Genomic DNA, 16,650 nt, shown 5'->3' on the forward strand with positions numbered 1-16,650 from the left:
GTCACAGCACCAACCGAGTCGTCACGATGGCGTCAGAGGCAATTACGTCAGCATCGCAGCAATCAGGATCAACTATCCGGTTGACCGCTGGCGTTCGGACGGCGCGCCTAGGCCTTGTTCTTCGCAGCGAGCACGAGCCCATTGTTCTTGCTCCAGCCTGTCGGCTGATGCCGTCCAAAACTATTGAGGGCTCACGTGTGGCAGGCAGAGTTTCGGCGCGCGCCTATGTGGCTGCTGGAGCTTTGATTCTGTGTCTCTTCATCGGAGCTATCGAGGATGGTCGGTGCGACGAAGGCCAAGGTCAAGCCTTCATGGCAACGACCGCAATGGGATACAAACTCCCCGAGTCCTACATCATTCGACAACGTTCCGGGCTGGTTACGGAAGTTGCCGAGATTACGCCGATTGAGCCGAAGCGGAGGCCTGAGCGCGCCCATGGAGAGATCACCAATCTTGTAGCTCAGCTTACTCCCGTTCCGCAGTCAGACGCGGGAGACGGCAACATGGCACATGCCTCTCAACCTGTCCCGGATCGGGAGCGGCGACGCGCTCTTGAATGGGAACAGGAGTGGGGCAGGGCGGAAGCGCTTGCTCGAGCGCTGGTCTCGAAAGTCCGAGCGGAGTTCGATGCAACTCGGTCGACCACTGAAGCGGCGCCGGCCAAACAACCACGAGCGCTGACGGCCGAGATGCTTACGCGTGAACTTACCGCCCTTCAGTCAGAACTGGAAACTGCGCGTGCCATAAGCCGGGAAGCTATCCAGGCGAGCGAGGTAGGGATAAAGCAAACGCAGGCACTCGAGCAGGAGCGACAAAGGGCGGATGACCTCGCAGGTGAGCTTGCATCCGTCCGAGCCGAACTTGAGGCAGCGCGGGCCCCGGCTGCGGCAGGGCCGCAAGCCGTGCAAGCTGCCGCTGCAACGATCGAGCAAGAGCTCAAGCAGCAGCGGGACAAAGCAGACGCTCTTGCGCGCGACCTCGCTTCAGCTCGGGCGGAAATCGACGCGGCACGGATCGCGGATTCAGAAGTCAAGCAGGCTATCGCGGAAGCATCCGCGCAAAAGCAGGTCTTTGAACGAGAGCTCAAGCAGGAGCGGGACAAAGCAGACGCTCTTGCGCGCGACCTGGCTTCCCTTCGTACGGAACACGAGGCGGCACAGACCTCGGGTTCAGAAGCTGCCCGGGCTGCCGCAGCAATAGCGGAGCAGAAGGGGGCTCTCGAACAGGAACTCGAACGGCAGCGGGACAAAGCAGAGACCCTTGCGCGCGACCTTGCGTCGGTTCGGGCAGAACTCGACACGACTCGGCTTGCGGCTTCAGAAGCAGCGCAAGCTGCCGCTGCGGGCGCGGAGCAAAGCCGGACCCTCGAACGGGAGCTCAAGCAGCAGCGAGACAGAGCGGACGCTGCATCGGAACAGAAAGTCGCTCTCGCCTCCGAACGAGACCGTGCCGACGCCCTCGCGCGTGAACTGGCCCTTCTCCGGACCGAACTCGACAACGTCCACGGGGTTGCCCAGGAGGCTGCGCGGAGTGTTGAGGCAGCCAAGGTCGAACACGAGCAGGCACTTAAAAAGGAACGCGACCGCGCTGAGACAATCACCGGAGAGCTTGCCTCGGCGCGAAAGCAGGCTGACGAGCGTTCTACACGCCTTGCTGCCGCATACGCCGAGGTATTGCGAGTAACTGAGACGGGCAGGGCCAGCGCATCGGAAGAGAAAACCGCTCTCGCCGCCGAACGCGACCGTGCCGACGCCCTTGCGCGTGAACTTGCCTCCGCCAGAGATCAAGTCGAGTCTCACATCCGCTCGGCTGCCGCCAATGCCGCCGTGGTGCAAGTCGAGCACAAGCAGGCGCTCGAGAAGGAACTCAAGCAGCAGCGGGACGGAGCAGAGGCCCTCGCGCGTGAACTGGCCCTGCTCCGGGCAGAACTCGACAACGCGCAGGGGTTTGCGCAGGAAGCCGCGCGGGTTGTTGAGGCAGCCAAGATCGAACACGAGCAGGCACTTAAAAATGAACGTGACCGCGCTGAGACGCTCGCCCGAGAGCTTGCCTCGGCGCGAATGCAGGCCGGCGAGCATTCCGCGCGCCTTGCTGCCGCACACGCCGAGGTGCAGGAAGTAACCGATGTAAGCAGGGTCAGCGCGTGGGAACAGAAAACAGCTCTCGCCGCCGAACGTGATCGTGCCGACGCCGTTGCGCGCGAACTTGCCTCTGTTAGAGATCAACTAGATGCCGGAAATCGGCAGCTTGCGGCCTTGAAAGCTCTTCGGACCCCCGCTGCCCTCGATGGTCTGCCCGAGTGGGTCGCCACATCCCGCTCCGTGACAACGGAGGGGACGTTCCATCACCCGCAACAGGCTTCTATGCAAGCCGCTGCCTTTTATCAGGAGCCGCCGTCGACGCCGGAAGCGAAGCCGACGGCAGCGCAATCCGCCGCTCGCGAACGCGAGCCTGTTCTGGAATCGAACGCCGCTGCGGTTTCGGCGCCATCTACGCCGGCACGTAGCCTTCCCCGTCCCTTTGTTGACGAACAGAGGCTGCTCGCCCGGGCAATTGCATTGCTCCGAGAAGCCAATATCAGCGGTGCTCGGCCGTTGCTTGAACATGCTGCTCAGCGTGGTAGCGCCCGAGCTGCCTTTATGCTGGCCGAGACATACGACGATCGCGTGCTGCTATCGTGGCGCGTACGCGGAATCGCCGGCGATATTGCAAAGGCACGCGAACTATATGAATTAGCACTTTCGGGCGGCATTGAAGATGCGAAGGAGCGAATCAAAAGGCTGCAGAAGCTATCGGTTCGCAGTTCGCTAACCCAAGGCCGCTAGCCTGGAGCGGAGATCCGGATGTCGCTTATAAAGGTCTCGTTCACGATTGCATTGACGCTGCTTGGGCTTCAAATGGCTGCCCACGCTCAATCCCAAAGGCGCGAAACAGCGACGAAGACAGACGCGACCATGAGGGAGCGCACCAATGCGTGGACCGTTGGTCTCGCCGGCGGCCTCATTGAAGGCGCGCCAATTCGCCTCGCCGCAGAAATCGCCCGTGTCGTGAACGAAGAGGGCAGGCTTCATGTCCTCCCGATCGTAACGCGCGGTGCTACGGAGAACGTAAATGCGCTGCTTTACCTCCGGGGCGTTGATGCCGCGATCATCAACACGGATGCTCTTGACGAGTACAAAGCTCAAATGCCGTTTATCGAGCGACGCCTCGTTTACCTCCTGAACCTCTTTCCATCCGAATTGCACATCTTCGTCCGTCCCGAGATCCGATCACTCGACGATCTCAAGGACAAAAAGGTCAACTTCAACACGCAAGGGACGGCCGCAGCCTACTCTGGTCCGCTGATCTTTAGCCGATTGGGGCTAAATGTGGAGAAGATGTTCATTCCCCATCAGCTAGCCCTGGAACAAATGAAGCGCGGAGAACTCTCGGCGGTCGTATTTGTGACGTCAAAACCGGTCGATGCCTTTGTGAAGGGACGCTGGGAGCCCGGCTTCAAATTCCTCGCTGTCGAATACGATGCAAAGTTCGAGGACTATTATCTTCCCTCATCGATCGACGCGACAGACTATCCGAATCTGGTGCAAAAAGATGAGAGGGTCGCGACGATTGCAGTTCCTACCATCTTGGCTGCCTTTAACTGGCCGCAACGGTCCGATCGGTACCGGCGTGTGGAGCGCTTGGTGGATCAACTGTTTAGCCGCCTCGATCAATTGCAGTCTCCAGGTTTCGATCCGAAATGGAAACAAGTGAATCTGCGCGCGAACGTGCCGAGTCTCGGCCGGTTTCGGCCTGCGCAGGAGTGGCTTGATCGCCCACCAGCCGGGACCGCGAGGTTGTCGCGATGAGGGGGAGCGCTGCCGTTGCGGCGGCCATGCTCTTAGGACTAAGCCAGGCGATATGTGCTCAGGTCGGCACCGACAATATATTTGACCGCTTGAAGGCATGCTCCCAGTTTGACGGCACGGAACGGTTAGAATGCGTCGATGAACTCTTGAGGACTGAAACACCTGATTCCGCAGTTTCCCACGAGCCGAACTGGATCATTAGCGAGACCACCTCGCCCGTGGATTACAGCCCACAGATCGTTGCAGTAACAAAAGCGCGTTCGTCATCGCGAGATGCACCCACATCGCTTGCTATACGTTGTCGTGCCGGGCGCACAGAGCTGACGATCTCGACGGCGGGCAGACAAGATGGTGAGGTTACGGTGGCGTATCGGATCAACGACGAACCGACCGTTGAAGCGCGCTGGAAGCCCGCAAATAATGGCAGATCTCTTGCTTTTCCGGGCGATGTCGTCCGCCTTCTACGCTCGATGCCGGCCAGCGGCCAAATGCTCATCAAAGTGTATGCTGGAAGGACGTCGTCCAACGAAGGCGCGTTCAAATTGGCCGGTCTGGATTCTGTCCGGCGCAAGATCGCAACCATGTGCAATTGGCCCCAGCCTGAATAAATGGCGGCATGGGTAGACAGCGCGGTCACCTGTCGTCGCGCGGCATACTAGAGCTTCGACTGACCATCACTTTCCAGAAGCGTACGGGCCATACGGCGTGCGAGGTCGACGGAACCACGCTGCGCCAAATCGGCGGCCTGCGAAAACCGCCGCGCACCCCATGCCAAATTGCCGGCCAATCGCACAGGCGCGCCCATGACGGGGTGTCTCGCCGTGAAGATGCGCCTCCAGTGCTGCAACCGAACCATCAGGCGCTGAGTGTGCTCGGAGGGAATTCTTACCCCAAAGAGATCGTGCAGCGCGAGGAGCTGAGCATCGAGCGCGTTGCGGCTGCTTTGGTCCGGCATGGCCGCCCGCAACGACGTCCAGTCGACATCATCGCTTTCCGCCATTTGCGCGAGATCATGAAGGTGTCGGAGGTCAATTCTGCCGCGCCAGTAGTCGCCCTCCTTGAGGAGGTCATGTATGATCCAGTGGAGGGCACGAGCCTGCGGCGACGGAATTTTCGCCCGGAGGCGATCCCTTTCGACGAACGTCGAGAGTCCAAATTCGACTCCCTGAGTCCGTCTGAGTTCCAGGACACCGACGTCTTGCGGCCGTACCATGCCACGTGCGCTCACCAATGGCCTGTAGCCAAGCTCGCGTAAGCACTGTTCGGCGCCCGCCTCTTCGGCCGCATCAACGCTCAGGTCGAGATCGCTGGTCATCCTGGCCGGAATTCGACTAGCCGGACAAAGAAACAAGAGAACGGCGCCCTTGAGAAGGAGCGGAGCGATGCCGTTGCGATTCAGCGCGGTGACGGCTTCCGCGAGTTGCGCACGCAGGCGCACATTGCGCTCCCAGTTGCGGTCGTGAATAAATCTCAAGTACTCGCGTACGTCTTCGGGCAGCCGGTCGATCTCGCCGCTGCGCGCGAGAGCCGAGAATAAAGCGGGAGTAAGCAAGGTGCGATTCGCCAGGGCGATGACCGGTTGCCAATCGGCGGTGCTTATTGCATGTCCGCGAAGTCCGGCGATCAAGGCCTCAAGGGCGACAGCCACTGGCATCATCGGCAGGCCTTCTGCAGCAGCGCTATCGCGTCCGGCAGCCTCGAATAGGTCAAGCAAAACACATCTGCCGATCTGACAATCTCGGTCAGCAGATCGAACGCGGTGCCAGTCAGTTCTCCGCCGAGGGCAAATGAGCCGTTGAGCAGACCGCGCAGCGCGTCGACCGGATCGACGGTCACTAGTTCCGCGCCCGCGCCGGCTCGGCGACGCAGCAGAACGACCCAGCCCACCTTGCGAGGAGACGGCGAAACGAACTCTTCGGGCGCAAGATAGCGAATGCGCCTGCGGTCGGGGCGGCGACAGACCGGGACGGCATCCAGCTCGGGGTAGTATTCGGCGAGAATGGGCCATGCTCCCACCTTCACCGCGGGTGCAAACGGGATACCCACGCCATGCCCCAGCGAATCGAGGAGCGTCACATCATCTCCAGCGAAGCCGAATCCGGCACGGACCAGCCCCAGGGCCAGCGTCGTCTTGCCCGCGCCAGGACTGCCGCAGAGGAGCAGGATGCGGTCGGCTCGGAGGAGCGCGGCCGCGTGGACGGCAAGTTCATAGGTGCTGCGCTCGAGAACCTCAGTCAGCAACTGCCCCTTCACCACGACGGCGAGTTCGTCCGGGGAGCACGAGAGAATCCAGCGCCTATCCCGAAACAGGTGGATACGCTGCCCGTGCTCGACCAACTCGAGCACAACGTCGGCAACAGCTCCTCCGATCTCTAGGTGCCGAAATACAGATGCCGCGGGAAACGCGTGCGCTTCCGGATAGACGATGCGGACATGAGCGCCCGGAACAGCAACGACCTGACTTACGCGGTCGAGGGACGAAGTGGCAAACCAAGCCGGAGAGAGCCGGATCAGACCCAAGCGCTCCCACTGCCTGATCGCCGCGTCGACATACTCGACTGCCTGATGCCGATTGACGCCCCGGCCGGCGATTTCGGACGAGATGGCTTCGGGCGACAATCCATCCTCGAGACAGCGCCAGATATCCGCGCTCATATCATTAAGCGCGAAAAGCGCCTGCTGCGACGGACCAAACAAGATGCTTTGGTTTCGGATCCGCGCAAGCCGACCTACCATCTCAAATCCGGGCGAACCGCATTCGTCGGGGCTTTGGGTCGACGTTTGGTTGACATTCAATCGCGCATCTCGATTCACGGGAACCCTATGCCTCGCCTCTGAGCAGGTTGAGCGTTCAATGCCATCACCGCCCAAGGGTCGGACGGGCTTATTCGGTCAGCAGGGCTAGCCCGGCCGGCGGCCCGGGACCCTTTGGCAGGGTGCCGGCGATGGGGCATCGAGAACCGGGATGGCGGGCGGATTCCCCCACCAAGGTCCGTTGCCGCGCGCAAGCACGAAGACTGCAGGCGGCGGGCATGAACGGGCCTGCAGAGAGGGGCTATCTTCGGCCCGGCGGGAAGTGACGGTGGCTTGAACCTCCGAATCCGTAACCCGGATGTGAACCGCCTTTACCTCCTGAACCGCCTTTACCTTTACCCCCTGAACCGGCCGAGCCGGCTATAGCTCGCGAATTCAGGCTCGTGCCAAGAAGGAGCGTTATTGCCGGGGGTGTCACGACCGCAAACCGACCAGCCTTCTTGAGAAAGTCACGGCGCGCTTGATCTTCGGAAGAATTGGAATGGCCCGCGTTCTCCGGACCCTTTGCGTTCGGTGTCGACATGGTGGCGGCACTCCCTCTACTTTTCGAAGATATTAATACCACGCCCGCCACGGCGTTCCGTCGCGCAAAAGGAGGCAGCCGCAATCCAAGCGGGGTACCCATAACGAGGAAGAAGGCACCGGCGACAAGGGCTAAGGCTTGACTCGTGCGTGCCCAGCCATTGCCGCGCCGAATGCGATCGGCACCGACGACGGGGCTTGGCGGCGCAATCAGCGTTACGGGACAGCATCTATGTCGTCTTAATCGCCTAATCGCCGCCCGGTTGGATCATGGCTGCAAAGGATCGGTGAGGCGCTATTGCGGCCTACTCCACCATGACAGTTAATCATGCCCGGGATTTCATCCAAGCACCGCTCGCCAAATTCAACGTCGCCGCGCCTGGAGGGAGTATGCGCGCAGGAATTCGCGCGCTCATGGCTGCTTTGCAGCTCTGCCTTGCCTTGTCCAAACCAGGCAGCGATACTTCATTTTATTCGCGATAGATGGCGGTAGGTGATTTTCTGCCGTCGAGCAAAACGCTGACGCTGTTAGCGTAAACGCTCGCACAGTGATCCGGCGATCAGCCAGCACTGCGGTATGTCAACCGTGGTAACCCTTCATGGCCCGTTCTCCCGCCGCTAGGTTGATCTAGATTACAGGCCCGTACGTCACCCGTCTCAAAAACGAGGTTGTTGCGGAGAGACGCAAACATGACCGGACAACTAAACGCGGACTTCGGTTCTCGACTAAGACAATTGAGACAAGACCGCTCAATGACAGCAGTCGACCTCGCCAGGCGGGTCAACGTCACACCGCCCGCCGTTTCACATTGGGAACATCGAACGAAAATACCAAAGAGCAGCAGGCTTCAGGCCGTTGCGGATGCCCTGGGTGTCAGTCTCGACCTCCTCAAAGGCGGTGTGACATCTGAGAAACCAGAACGCGCCCGGCAGCCTTCAAGTGAACCAAGCCTTGAACAGCTTATTCGGGCGATCGAGGCCAAGGGCTTCAGCGTCGAGGTGAGATCGCGGGAGAAGCGTCCATAGACACGTTGAAATGGACGGCCGGCTTCGTCGCTCACTCCGGGATCCGGAACCGAAGCTCCAATAGCCAGGAGGAGGTTAGCATGACTGAACTGCGGACCTTGTCGAAAGAGACCGACGAGGCGAAGGAGATGGCGATAGCGGGACATACCGAAATGGCCACTACGCCGCACGATCGCTTTCTGCAGGCCGCAGAAAAGGAGATGGCTAAGTTCGAGCGGCAAGAGAGGGAATTTCGCAGAAAGGAGCGTGCCGATCGAGCGGCCGAGCTGCACCTGCCGGTCTATGAAACTCGCCAACAGCTCCAAAAACTAGCAGAATCGTCAGGCTTGATCCGATAGGTGATGGCGCGACGAAAGAGCGAGATGAACCTGGCGCAGTTCGGCAGCCGTTGCCGGGGATACTTCGTTTCGAAACGTTGGTCGAGACGAAGCGGTGATCAGGGAATACATCCGCAAGCAGGAGGTCGAAGATACCCGGCTCGACAAAATGAACATGTGGCGCTGAGGCCCGCCTTTAGGTAGCCAATAAAATCGGGGACGCGTTAGCGTCCCCACATCCGCTTTTGAGCGGCTCAATCCCTAAAGCCCCCGGCTTTGCCGGCGATACTTAGGCGCGAGTCATTGCGCGAGAAGATTTTTGTCGCTCATCGGCGATTTGCCAGTCGCAGGTAGGTCGGCGATGACTTGCCGATCCTGGGCAGGCTTGATTATTGCCAACGTCGAAAGATGACGCTGGCGTTGACGCCCCCGAAGCCGAAGCCATTCGAGATCGCATGCTCCATCGTCATGGGCCGAGCCTCACGCGCCGCGAGGTCGACGCCATCCGCGGCCGCGTCGCCATTTTCGAGATTGAGAGTTGGCGGCGCGACCTGATCGCGCAGCGCAAGGATCGTGAAGATCGCTTCCGCTCCCCCGGCTGCGCCGAGCAGATGACCGGTCGCCGATTTACCGCACACCGGATCGCGGCTGGCCGCAGGCCCAAGGCCGTCCGATTGCTCGCTCCGATCTATCAAAGATTCACTGAGGGCTTTGAAACGCAGGATCTTATTGGTGCCTCGCGCCTGCTGAAGCAGCTCACCGCATGGTCGCAAGCCGTACTGCAAGCACACACGCCCGGTCGTACTCGTCGAGATTGATCTATTCGTCGATCGTGCGCGGCTTGTTCTGCCGCGCGCCCGACAGGCCGCGGCTTGCATGCTCGACGTTTGGCTGGCCAACCACGGTCCCTCGTTCGATCAGAGTGCCCGCATTAGCGGCCGGGCTCCGGCGCATGACCGGTCGCTACACTGGCGGAATGGTTGGTCAGTGGCTTCAGTCCCGTGACGGTGCGCAACAGAACATAGAACACGGGTGTCAGGAACAGGCCAAACACCGTGATGCCGATCATGCCAGAGAAGACGGCGACGCCCATAGCTCGGCGCATTTCCGAACCGGCACCGGTCGAGAGCACCAGGGGCAAAACGCCCATGATGAATGCCATCGAGGTCATCAGGATCGGACGCAGCCGCAGGCGGCTTGCCTCGATCGCTGCCCGGATCGGCGAACGACCTGCGAACTCCAGTTCGCGCGCGAATTCGACGATAAGGATCGCGTTCTTGGCAGACAACCCCACCAGCACGCTTCTTTGCCGCTTCGATCAGGCCTGCCGGCACGCGGCCGGACAAGCGGGTGTTCTTGGCCCCACCGAGCAGCCCGACGGCGCGCGCCAGCCGGTTGCGCTTAAGCGCAACGCGCTCCTCGGTCTCTGTCGACGTCCGGCTCCGTTGAACAAAAAACAATGACCTAAAAACCAGCTCAATTTGATGTATTAAAATACCGGAACGCCGTCAAAATGGCCGGAATTGCTGGTTGAATATTGTCTAGATTTGGACTATGTCTATATCTGGCAAAGGAAGTAGGCCATGCTAGCCAATCGTAAGCCACGCCCAACTGAGAAGGGAAACGGGCCGCAGCGGCTTGATATTTCGCGCTTTGCGCCGGCCAATCGAAGGCGGCTTAGTCCCCCCGCGTTGCGGACCTTCCTCGCCATCGCCGATCTGTGGGGATTAACCGAAGAGCAACGTCTCCTCGTGCTTGGGTATCCCTCGCGATCCACCTATCACAACTGGTGCAAGCAGGCGCGCGAGCATGGCGCCTTCACCCTCGATGTGGATGTTCTCGCGCGCGTCTCTGCGGTGCTCGGCATCCATCAAGCTCTCGGCATTCTCTTTCCGACCGAGCGGCTCGGCGTCGAGTGGTTGCGGACCGCGCATAACGCCGTCGTCTTCGGCGGGCGACCGCCGCTCGACCTCGTCACCAGCGGATCCCAGGATGGGCTGCTCACGGTGCGCCGTTTCCTCGACGGCGCGCGCGGCGGACTCTACATGCAGCCGAACAGGATTGACGAGGCGTTCGCGCCGTACGACGACTCGGAAATCGTGTTCCGGTGACGGATACCTTTGCGACCTCGCCGCAGCCCGCCCATCGCCTGATTCCGTCGCAATTTCCTCCCATCGGGCTGTTCGATACCGTCGCGACCGCGGCCGATCTTGCAGCGGTGATGGAGTTGGTCGGTTGGACCAATGATCGGCTCGTGGCCGACCGCATCGACCGGCTGCCGCAGAGCGAATGGGTCTATGGGGTGCCCAATGCCAGCATCGTCATGGCGGCTTTTCTCCACGTCGCTCCCGGCGGGATGCGATTCAACGGCCCCGAGCTTGGTGCGTGGTACGCGGCCGACGATATCCGGACCGCGGCTGCCGAGGTCGGTCACCATCTGCGGCGCGAGACGGTCGCCCGAGGCGTCGCCACGATGACCCGGACCTACAGGGCCTATGTCGCAACACTATTGGGCGACTATCTCGACATCAGAGGCCAGCAGGCCACGCGCCCTGACGTTTATGCGAGCGACCGCTATGATGCCTCGCAGAAGCTTGGCGAAGAGGTTCGCGCGTCAGGTGGAGCGGGACTGCTGTACGATAGCCTGCGACCGTGGACCGGCAGTAACTTCGTTGCGCATCGGCCGCGCAACATCACAGACATCGTGCAGACAGATCATTTCGAGATTACGGTGCTGGCAACGTCGCGCATGATCGATGTTCGCAAACTATCGGTGTGATGGAATGAAGCAATCCTTCCGGTCGGCAGACCGGCCCTATTCGGCAGGAAAGGGAAGAGCCGGTCAGCGCAAGCTGCTGCGCCAGAGCGCTGAAAATCTCACTGAGCTGGCGGTAATACCAAATGGTCCCGTCGCGCCCGCCCGTAAAGCGCTCCCGTCGCAAGCATCACACTTGATTTCGGTCGCCGCATCGTCTGGCCTCCGATTCCTCATGCTTCGCCCGATTGGCCGTTGGTGGGTGCGACAGGGGTCTTCGGAAGCTGTAGCGGACGTTCAATGAGCCGCGAGGCTCTCGATGAACCGCCCGCCTTGGCGTCGTACATGTCGGCAAGGTTCAGGAACCGCTTCCTGGTGAACGGATCGGCCTTCTCGGCCAAAACGCGGGCGCGCAGCGCCTGCTCTCTGAAAAACACTTGGTCCATGAAATACCCTCAACCCAACAACAATGGATTTCAGTATATGCCGGCTGCGGCCAATACGACTGGTCGGCGGTACGCACTGCATTTACGAGGTGGACCGCCGATCGATACCGAGCTGCTTGAGCGATTCCGCACACAGCCGCTTCGGGTCATCAATGCCAGTTTGGCCGATCTCGATGATCTTCTTCGCAACCATCTCGGTGATGGGGTCGTTGCGGTCCACCAAATAGAGAGCACGCAGCGCTTCTTCATACGCCCGATTGAGACGCGCGACGTCTCCGGACTTGTCGCCGTGCCGCTCAAGTGCCGACTTATCGGCATCCTTTTCCCGCCCCAAAACAGGCAAAGTCTAGCGCTGAGCCTGAAGGCCGGCATTAACGAAGTTTGGCGCCAGCGCCGATCCTGAAGGCAGATGCCGGGCTTTCGAGGTGCTTCGGCCGCTCCCGATACCGGTAAGGCCCGGTGTCAGAGGGCAAATTACCGCCTCACCAAAGCAGCCTGCTTAGTCCTTGTCCTGGCTCGCGCGCCACCGGCGGCTCGTCGGTGTGGTCCTCTCCTTCATCAACTCCTGTATTCCGCCGTCGGGAATTCAGCCGCGGCAGTGTTTTGCGGTACCTTTTGGTGCAAGTTGCCTCTATTCTTACTAGGTTGCCAAGAGTCTTCTTGATGTCCGCTGTGGTCGAAGAAGTGGTTCGCAAGCTGGGCGGCCATTCCGTGCTCGGCCGGAAGGTGCGCTCGCAGGGCAGATCTGGCGCTCGCCGTGCGTCAGCGCCTCCCACTCGTCGCGCTCAAGGTCTGGCCGAAGCCGGGCTAACGGAGCGGGAGATCGCGCGCCTCGTCATTCCACGGCGCACCCGCCGGCGCCGGGCAGAGAGGAAGCAGCCGCTGTCTGTCGAAGAATCCGACCGCGCCGTGCGACTCTTGCGGATTCAAACTGTTACCGAAGACGCATTCGGACGCAAAGAGAAGGCACACCTCCTCTCGCATTGGCAGGGCTGGCTGAAGCCGGAAAGCCGTTGCCTAGTGCCGTTCAATAGCTTCGCTGAGTATGCGCCGGAGCCGAACCCGGAGACCAAGAAAAAGGACGTCGTGTGGTTCGCAATCAATGATGATCGGCCGCTGACCTGTTTCGCGGGCATATGGACAGAGTTCAAAGGCGATCGCGGCACGAAATCAAAGCCGGTACCCGGGCCGCACAACGTCTACGGCTTTCTCACGACGTCGCCGAACGCCGTCGTGGAACCGATGCATCCGAAAGCGATGCCGGTGATCCTCATGACGGACGAGGAGCGCGATGTCTGGATGCGTGCGCCATGGGATGAGGCGAAGGCATTACAGCGGCCATTGCCGAATGATGCATTGAAGATCGTGGCGCGCGGAGCGGACAAGGAAGACAAGGCAGCAGCATGAAGTTCACCAACGACCGTCCCTTCGCTGATCCTGACAAAGCCGCTGCGCCGACTGATGGATCACGCCTTCCGGTGCAGGATGGCCGCATCTACATCGAGAAGATCAACGGCCCGCTCCTGTTCGGCGACAAGGGGACATCAGTCTGAATATGCGGCGGGCCTTGATCTCGCGATTTCACGGTGCTGGTTGGAACTGCACGAGAGCGACACGTTTGTAAAGCTGACGCAGAACGGCGGCTGACCTCTTCGCTCAGAGCCAGCATGAGGCATTCCATGAAAGATGTCTTCGATCAGTGGTGGGAATGGACCAATAAGCCATTTTCGGACATGGCGACCATATCGGCCGAGATACACGAAGCCGTCATGGCCTTGTCGCCTGAGGATCGCCGCGACCGCGCCAAGGTCAACGAAGCTGTGCAGCGCCATCAAGCTCGCATACAGAAGTGAGCGGGCGAAACTCGGTGAGGACGATGGTCAAGGTGCAGAGGTATAGGTGGCTGTGGAGTTTGGTTCGTGGCGTTTCAGCGGAAAAAACCGGCAGCCATCGGCATCAAGGCGAACTTCCCAACTCTAATGCATTCGTGTCCACTGGGAGCGCGGGGACATCGGCAGCAGGCACTGGCTTGCACGGCCGCGGGACCACCGGGGCCGCGCAAAGACACATCAGCGAGGCTCGGACTTTGGCGGCGGTGATGCTCGGGTTTTTACCGCCGCGCAGAACTGTTCCGTGACCGCCGACGTTTCCTCGGTGACGTTCCAGCCGTTCGTCTCGGCGTTTTCCTTGGTCAACTTATGCTCGGTCTGAAGCATCTTTTTGATGTACGCGTACGGTTTCCAGTCGGCTTTGGACAGCTTGGCGGGGGGCGCACCGCAGACGTTGTGAGCAATCGCTTTCTGCACACTAGCGCTGACTTCGCTCAGGTGGCCCTCGACCACGGTGGTGAAGCGCGCCTTGGCATATTGGCTGTTGGCTGCGATGAAGTCCTTGCAGAAGGCGACCCGTTGACCTCCGTCGCGGGCCTTGATGTAGGCCGTCTGCGTTTCGTAATGGAGGCGGTAGGCGAGTTTGTTGGCGTTCGGGTCGGATTTCACCGCTTCGAGCATGGCGCGGTGGTCACCCAAGGTGGCGTCATTGATCCTGATGTCACATACTTTGGCGAGGGAGACGACCGGAACGTAGGCCCGCACCTTGGCTTCCAAGGCATCGTTGGCGTGCACAACTGGTGCGAACAGGCTGGCGGCGATTGCGAAAGCAGCGAGACAGCGTTGCATTGGTGACGTACTCCACAAGCGGTTAACGCGTGCGAACGTCTGCGCTCAGAGTATCCCGAAAGCACCTATGACAGAAGGGTTTCTGCGAACTTATGCGAATGGCCGGAAATGGCTGAAAACGGGTTGCAAAGTCGAAAATCGAACGACCCTAAAAATCTCGCGAAAATTGATCTCTGGACTTCCCTGCTGTTGCGTCGCTTCTCAACGCCACTACGGAGGTCCGTGGTCGATTTCGGATGAAACGATATGGTCCGCTTGTCCGCTTGGGAGCCCTCAAGCGCGAGCACCATTGCCATCACTGCGGGCGCAAATGCCCCACCTTCACCATGATTTGTGCGTACATCCGGCCGCGCCTACTGGGCAGGGCCACGCCAATGACAGCTCAGTTCCATGAGACAACAGAAGCGGAATTCGAGGTGCAGGTTCGCAACCTCGTGCGCCTCGTGTCAGCTTGCACCTTGGGGCTTTGGTCCTTTTCTGCGGGCCTGCTGATCGGGAGCTTTTTTCTGTTTTGAACAGTGTTGCAGGGGCCGTCAGCACAACAATTTCGCTGGCGCATTGATGAGTGACAATCCGATCCAGCTTCTCTGGCGCGAGCGCACCTATGAGATGCGAATGGCCGGGGTGCCGGAGGGGTAACCCTCGCTTTGGCGTCGGTTTGGCCGGACCACGGTGACTTCCGGTCTACCCCGGTGAACGGACATTCTCAGGATAGGCGGGCATGTCTCAAAGGGGCCGATTCTGTTGAAGAAGTCGGCAGTAGTTTCGTCGTGAGCGCCCACTGTTCCGCGGACGAGTTGGTGTGGTTGGCCTCACGCGGGCGTCAGCGCGGGCATCGGGATCAGCTTGGCCATCTTACGGAGGTTCTGAGCGGTGGCAGCGAGGGTGAACTCGTCACGCGCGCCGTTCGGGCCCCTTAGCCGCAGCCGGTCGAGCTTGAGAATGCGCTTGAGGTGCGCGAACAGCATCTCGATCTTCTTCCGGAGCCGGCGCGAAGTGCGGCCCTCCCATGATCTTGCGATCTCGCGCGCCAAGTCGCGAGCGCCCTCATAGACCGAGCGCGGCACTTTCCGGGCCGGAGTATTGGGGCAACACCTGCTTCTCAGAGAGCATGCTTGACAATCGTGCTTGCTCGCACGGTAGAGGATCGTCGCTTCATCGTTCACTGGCGTCCCTGTGGTGGTGAGGGTCTTGCCACCGGGACAACGATAGACGTCCCCGGAATGGTCATAGATGAAGTCTTCGCGCGAGAAGGTCCCGTCCGTGCGGGCCGACTTGTCGAAGACGGTCACGTGCGGCTCGATCCCATGCTCGTAGAGCAGCCACCCAAGCATCTCGGCCGAGCCATAGGCGCTGTCACCGAGAAGCCGGCTTGGATAGAGGTCGAACCGTTCGAGCGAACGTTGGATCATGCGCTTGGCGGCCAACACTTCCGCCTGGCGGATTGCCGTGGTCGCCTCGACATCGACGATGATCGCGTTATCGATGTCGACCAAGTAGTTCGTCGAGTAGGCGAAGAAGGCTTGGCCACCGTGCGCCCCCGTCCAGCGCGCCGCCGGGTCCGAGGGCGATACGAACTTCGGCGTGACCTCGGTCGCCGCTCCGAAGGCGGCGTCATCGAGGACAGCCAGATACTCATCTATCGCTCGGCGTGCCGCCTCCGGTGGAAGTCCCTTGTCGCCTTCGATCCCCTTCTGTCGATTGGCATCCGCCTTGATCAGGCTCGCGTCGACTGCGAACCCTTCGCCACCGACCAGCCGCTCCCGGATACAGCGGCGCAAGACGATCTCGAACACGCGGCGGAAGAGATCGCTCTCACGGAAGCGACCGTGCCTGTTCTTCGAGAACGTCGAGTGATCGGGGACAGCCCCGTCCAGACCCAGCCGGCAAAACCAGCGGTACGCCAGATTGAGGTGGACTTCATCGCAGAGGCGCCGCTCCGATCGTATGCCGAAGCAATAGCCGATTAGGAGCATCCTGATCATCAGTTCGGGATCGATCGAAGGCCGTCCGATGCTGCTGTAGAACGGCGCCAGCTCCCGTCGCAGTTCCTCAAGCTCTACGAACCTATCGATCGATCGGAGCAGGTGGTCGGCCGGGATGTGCCTTTCGAGCGAGAACTCATAGAACAACGCAGCCTGTTCGACTTGCCGGTGTCCCATCATGATCTTCAGTCCTGCCAATTTGACAGACTGAATCACTGATATCTCTGCGTCGCAACAGCCGACTTTTTCAACAGAATCG

17 protein-coding genes and 3 pseudogenes are annotated in these 16,650 nt (G+C 60.5%); 11 read left to right on the forward strand and 9 right to left on the reverse strand.

Going from position 1 to position 16,650, the window contains the following annotated elements:
* The first annotated feature begins 197 nt into the window (after window positions 1–197).
* From LMTR13_RS08950 to LMTR13_RS38910, 3 genes are read left to right on the forward strand one after another with little or no spacing between them, the layout of a single operon-like run.
* Window positions 198–2,825 carry a coiled-coil domain-containing protein gene (locus LMTR13_RS08950; protein ID WP_156795511.1) on the forward strand — a complete coding sequence of 876 codons (2,628 nt, stop codon included), beginning with the start codon at window positions 198–200 and terminating at the stop codon, window positions 2,823–2,825.
* 18 nt (window positions 2,826–2,843) lie between these two features.
* Window positions 2,844–3,848: a TAXI family TRAP transporter solute-binding subunit gene (locus LMTR13_RS08955; RefSeq protein WP_065727561.1), complete on the forward strand. Its 1,005-nt coding sequence runs from the start codon at window positions 2,844–2,846 to the stop codon at window positions 3,846–3,848.
* A complete protein-coding gene (locus tag LMTR13_RS38910; protein ID WP_083218926.1) occupies window positions 3,845–4,456 on the forward strand; it encodes a type VI secretion system-associated protein TagO in 612 nt (203 codons plus the stop codon). Before LMTR13_RS08955 ends, LMTR13_RS38910 begins: the two co-directional genes overlap by 4 nt.
* Before the next feature lie 47 nt (window positions 4,457–4,503).
* Here the strand turns inward: LMTR13_RS38910 and LMTR13_RS08965 are convergent, their stop codons facing one another.
* The 3 genes from LMTR13_RS08965 to LMTR13_RS42255 form a co-directional block, all read right to left on the reverse strand.
* The gene (locus LMTR13_RS08965; protein WP_065732539.1) at window positions 4,504–5,505 is read right to left on the reverse strand and encodes a nucleotidyltransferase family protein; all 1,002 of its coding nucleotides are present in this window, start codon (window positions 5,503–5,505) and stop codon (window positions 4,504–4,506) included.
* Window positions 5,502–6,644, reverse strand: a complete 1,143-nt coding sequence (locus LMTR13_RS08970) for a PqqD family peptide modification chaperone (RefSeq protein WP_156795512.1) — start codon at window positions 6,642–6,644, stop codon at window positions 5,502–5,504. Before LMTR13_RS08970 ends, LMTR13_RS08965 begins: the two co-directional genes overlap by 4 nt.
* A 259-nt stretch (window positions 6,645–6,903) precedes the next feature.
* Window positions 6,904–7,185 (reverse strand): hypothetical protein, encoded by a 282-nt coding sequence (locus LMTR13_RS42255; protein ID WP_083218927.1) that lies wholly within the window; start codon window positions 7,183–7,185, stop codon window positions 6,904–6,906.
* Between the two features lie 752 nt (window positions 7,186–7,937).
* Between LMTR13_RS42255 and LMTR13_RS38920 the strand changes: the two genes are divergently transcribed.
* From LMTR13_RS38920 to LMTR13_RS41560, 3 genes and pseudogenes are all read left to right on the forward strand, one after another.
* The gene (locus tag LMTR13_RS38920) at window positions 7,938–8,210 is read left to right on the forward strand and encodes a helix-turn-helix domain-containing protein (RefSeq protein ID WP_236843317.1); all 273 of its coding nucleotides are present in this window, start codon (window positions 7,938–7,940) and stop codon (window positions 8,208–8,210) included.
* A gap of 80 nt (window positions 8,211–8,290) precedes the next feature.
* Complete coding sequence (locus LMTR13_RS08975; RefSeq protein ID WP_418219765.1) at window positions 8,291–8,548, forward strand: hypothetical protein; 258 nt, start codon at window positions 8,291–8,293, stop codon at window positions 8,546–8,548.
* A gap of 54 nt (window positions 8,549–8,602) precedes the next feature.
* Window positions 8,603–8,714, forward strand: a pseudogene (locus tag LMTR13_RS41560) (IS200/IS605 family transposase); the annotation flags it as partial.
* A gap of 202 nt (window positions 8,715–8,916) precedes the next feature.
* Here the strand turns inward: LMTR13_RS41560 and LMTR13_RS38925 are convergent.
* Together LMTR13_RS38925 and LMTR13_RS08985 are read right to left on the reverse strand one after the other, a co-directional pair.
* Window positions 8,917–9,156: pseudogene (locus LMTR13_RS38925) on the reverse strand (beta-ketoacyl-ACP synthase II); the annotation flags it as partial.
* Window positions 9,157–9,458: 302 nt separating this feature from the next.
* A pseudogene (locus LMTR13_RS08985) lies at window positions 9,459–9,827 on the reverse strand (efflux RND transporter permease subunit); the annotation flags it as partial.
* 283 nt (window positions 9,828–10,110) lie between these two features.
* Here LMTR13_RS08985 and LMTR13_RS08990 point away from each other — a divergent pair.
* Both LMTR13_RS08990 and LMTR13_RS08995 read left to right on the forward strand, forming a co-directional pair.
* Window positions 10,111–10,638, forward strand: a complete 528-nt coding sequence (locus LMTR13_RS08990; protein WP_065727566.1) for an MbcA/ParS/Xre antitoxin family protein — start codon at window positions 10,111–10,113, stop codon at window positions 10,636–10,638.
* Complete coding sequence (locus LMTR13_RS08995; protein WP_065727567.1) at window positions 10,635–11,306, forward strand: RES family NAD+ phosphorylase; 672 nt, start codon at window positions 10,635–10,637, stop codon at window positions 11,304–11,306. The genes LMTR13_RS08990 and LMTR13_RS08995 overlap by 4 nt, the downstream gene beginning before the upstream one ends.
* Before the next feature lie 209 nt (window positions 11,307–11,515).
* Here the strand turns inward: LMTR13_RS08995 and LMTR13_RS09000 are convergent, their stop codons facing one another.
* Together LMTR13_RS09000 and LMTR13_RS09005 are read right to left on the reverse strand one after the other, a co-directional pair.
* Window positions 11,516–11,728, reverse strand: a complete 213-nt coding sequence (locus tag LMTR13_RS09000) for a hypothetical protein (RefSeq protein ID WP_065727568.1) — start codon at window positions 11,726–11,728, stop codon at window positions 11,516–11,518.
* Between the two features lie 82 nt (window positions 11,729–11,810).
* Window positions 11,811–12,071, reverse strand: a complete 261-nt coding sequence (locus LMTR13_RS09005; protein ID WP_156795513.1) for a hypothetical protein — start codon at window positions 12,069–12,071, stop codon at window positions 11,811–11,813.
* Window positions 12,072–12,391: 320 nt separating this feature from the next.
* Between LMTR13_RS09005 and LMTR13_RS09010 the strand changes: the two genes are divergently transcribed.
* From LMTR13_RS09010 to LMTR13_RS41565, 3 genes are all read left to right on the forward strand, one after another.
* Window positions 12,392–13,135: an SOS response-associated peptidase family protein gene (locus LMTR13_RS09010; RefSeq protein WP_236843318.1), complete on the forward strand. Its 744-nt coding sequence runs from the start codon at window positions 12,392–12,394 to the stop codon at window positions 13,133–13,135.
* A complete protein-coding gene (locus LMTR13_RS42260) occupies window positions 13,132–13,281 on the forward strand; it encodes a hypothetical protein (protein ID WP_236843319.1) in 150 nt (49 codons plus the stop codon). Before LMTR13_RS09010 ends, LMTR13_RS42260 begins: the two co-directional genes overlap by 4 nt.
* A 126-nt stretch (window positions 13,282–13,407) precedes the next feature.
* The gene (locus LMTR13_RS41565) at window positions 13,408–13,581 is read left to right on the forward strand and encodes a hypothetical protein (protein WP_197521048.1); all 174 of its coding nucleotides are present in this window, start codon (window positions 13,408–13,410) and stop codon (window positions 13,579–13,581) included.
* Between the two features lie 216 nt (window positions 13,582–13,797).
* On the opposite strand, the gene LMTR13_RS09015 is transcribed toward LMTR13_RS41565, so the two are convergent.
* Both LMTR13_RS09015 and LMTR13_RS09025 read right to left on the reverse strand, forming a co-directional pair.
* Complete coding sequence (locus tag LMTR13_RS09015) at window positions 13,798–14,406, reverse strand: hypothetical protein (protein ID WP_065727570.1); 609 nt, start codon at window positions 14,404–14,406, stop codon at window positions 13,798–13,800.
* An 812-nt stretch (window positions 14,407–15,218) separates the two neighbouring features.
* Complete coding sequence (locus LMTR13_RS09025; RefSeq protein WP_065732541.1) at window positions 15,219–16,571, reverse strand: IS1182 family transposase; 1,353 nt, start codon at window positions 16,569–16,571, stop codon at window positions 15,219–15,221.
* Window positions 16,572–16,650: the final 79 nt, after the last annotated feature.

The sequence above is a fragment of the Bradyrhizobium icense genome (assembly GCF_001693385.1).
GTDB classification, from domain to species: domain Bacteria; phylum Pseudomonadota; class Alphaproteobacteria; order Rhizobiales; family Xanthobacteraceae; genus Bradyrhizobium; species Bradyrhizobium icense.

Bases quoted from the DNA above. Each gene is read 5' to 3' on its own strand.
- LMTR13_RS08990 (WP_065727566.1), top strand. From the start codon at position 10,111: ATGCTAGCCAATCGTAAGCCACGCCCAACTGAGAAGGGAAACGGGCCG.
- LMTR13_RS09000 (WP_065727568.1), bottom strand. From the start codon at position 11,728: ATGGACCAAGTGTTTTTCAGAGAGCAGGCGCTGCGCGCCCGCGTTTTG.
- LMTR13_RS41565 (WP_197521048.1), top strand. From the start codon at position 13,408: ATGAAAGATGTCTTCGATCAGTGGTGGGAATGGACCAATAAGCCATTT.
- LMTR13_RS42255 (WP_083218927.1), bottom strand. From the start codon at position 7,185: ATGTCGACACCGAACGCAAAGGGTCCGGAGAACGCGGGCCATTCCAAT.
- LMTR13_RS08955 (WP_065727561.1), top strand. From the start codon at position 2,844: ATGTCGCTTATAAAGGTCTCGTTCACGATTGCATTGACGCTGCTTGGG.
- LMTR13_RS09010 (WP_236843318.1), top strand. From the start codon at position 12,392: ATGTCCGCTGTGGTCGAAGAAGTGGTTCGCAAGCTGGGCGGCCATTCC.
- LMTR13_RS38920 (WP_236843317.1), top strand. From the start codon at position 7,938: ATGACAGCAGTCGACCTCGCCAGGCGGGTCAACGTCACACCGCCCGCC.
- LMTR13_RS08975 (WP_418219765.1), top strand. From the start codon at position 8,291: ATGACTGAACTGCGGACCTTGTCGAAAGAGACCGACGAGGCGAAGGAG.
- LMTR13_RS09015 (WP_065727570.1), bottom strand. From the start codon at position 14,406: ATGCAACGCTGTCTCGCTGCTTTCGCAATCGCCGCCAGCCTGTTCGCA.
- LMTR13_RS42260 (WP_236843319.1), top strand. From the start codon at position 13,132: ATGAAGTTCACCAACGACCGTCCCTTCGCTGATCCTGACAAAGCCGCT.
- LMTR13_RS09025 (WP_065732541.1), bottom strand. From the start codon at position 16,571: ATGATGGGACACCGGCAAGTCGAACAGGCTGCGTTGTTCTATGAGTTC.
- LMTR13_RS08965 (WP_065732539.1), bottom strand. From the start codon at position 5,505: ATGATGCCAGTGGCTGTCGCCCTTGAGGCCTTGATCGCCGGACTTCGC.
- LMTR13_RS38910 (WP_083218926.1), top strand. From the start codon at position 3,845: ATGAGGGGGAGCGCTGCCGTTGCGGCGGCCATGCTCTTAGGACTAAGC.